At 44.4% G+C, this 1,601-nt stretch carries 1 protein-coding gene; it reads left to right on the forward strand.

Annotated elements, in window-relative coordinates; translation table 11 throughout:
* Positions 1–1,601, forward strand: a 1,601-nt coding sequence (locus ABW636_RS22515) for a beta strand repeat-containing protein (protein ID WP_367592352.1), incomplete at both ends; no start/stop codon positions are given.

Consider the following 1,601-nt stretch of genomic DNA (forward strand, 5'->3'; position numbering starts at 1 on the left):
GCGACTAATGAATTGAACACAGCGGTAGCGCTTGACGGTACTACCCTAAATGTGACAGATGCTGGGGGTGATAAAGGTGTTGATCTGGATACTACTTTTGCTACCAATGCACAGCTTACGGCATCAGACGCAGCTGATTTGGATAAAGATGCTACTAATGAATTGAACACAGCGGTAGCGCTTGACGGTACTACCCTGAATGTTACTGATGCTGGGGGTGATAAAGGTGTTGATTTGGATACTACTTTTGCTACCAATGCACAGCTTACGGCATCAGACGCAGCTGATTTGGATAAAGATGCGACTAATGAATTGAACACAGCGGTAGCACTTGACGGTACTACCCTAAATGTGACAGATGCTGGGGGTGATAAAGGAGTCGATCTGGATACTACTTTTGCTACCAATGCACAGCTTACGGCTTCAGATGCAGCTGATTTGGATAAAGATGCGACTAATGAATTAAATACGGCTGTTGCGCTTGACGGTACTACCCTAAATGTTACTGATGCTGGGGGTGATAAAGGAGTTGATTTGGATACTACTTTTGCTACCAATGCACAGCTTACGGCTTCAGATGCAGCAGATCTGGATAAAGATGCTACTAATGAATTAAACACAGCGGTAGCGCTTGATGGAACTACCCTAAATGTTACCGATGCTGGGGGTGATAAAGGTGTTGATCTGGATACTACTTTTGCTACCAATGCACAGCTTACGGCTTCAGATGCAGCAGATCTGGATAAAGATGCGACTAATGAATTAAACACAGCGGTAGCACTTGACGGTACTACCCTGAATGTTACTGATGCTGGGGGTGATAAAGGTGTTGATTTGGATACTACTTTTGCTACCAATGCACAGCTTACGGCTTCAGATGCAGCAGATCTGGATAAAGATGCGACTAATGAATTAAACACAGCGGTAGCACTTGATGGAACTACCCTAAATGTTACCGATGCTGGGGGTGATAAAGGAGTCGATCTGGATACTACTTTTGCTACCAATGCACAACTTACGGCATCAGATGCAGCTGATTTGGATAAAGATGCGACTAATGAATTAAACACGGCTGTTGCGCTTGACGGTACTACCCTGAATGTTACCGATGCTGGGGGTGATAAAGGTGTTGATTTGGATACTACTTTTGCTACCAATGCACAGCTTACGGCTTCAGATGCAGCTGATTTGGATAAAGATGCTACTAATGAATTAAACACGGCTGTTGCGCTTGACGGTACTACCCTGAATGTGACAGATGCTGGGGGTGATAAAGGTGTTGATTTGGATACTACCTTTGCTACCAATGCACAGCTTACGGCTTCAGATGCAGCTGATTTGGATAAAGATGCTACTAATGAATTAAACACGGCTGTTGCGCTTGACGGTACTACCCTGAATGTGACAGATGCTGGGGGTGATAAAGGTGTTGATTTGGATACTACTTTTGCTACCAATGCACAACTTACGGCTTCAGATGCAGCAGATCTGGATAAAGATGCGACTAATGAATTAAACACGGCTGTTGCGCTTGACGGTACTACCCTAAATGTGACAGATGCTGGGGGTGATAAAGGTGTTGATTTGGATACTACTTTTGC

The organism is Aquimarina discodermiae, from assembly GCF_040786235.1.
Lineage (GTDB): Bacteria > Bacteroidota > Bacteroidia > Flavobacteriales > Flavobacteriaceae > Aquimarina.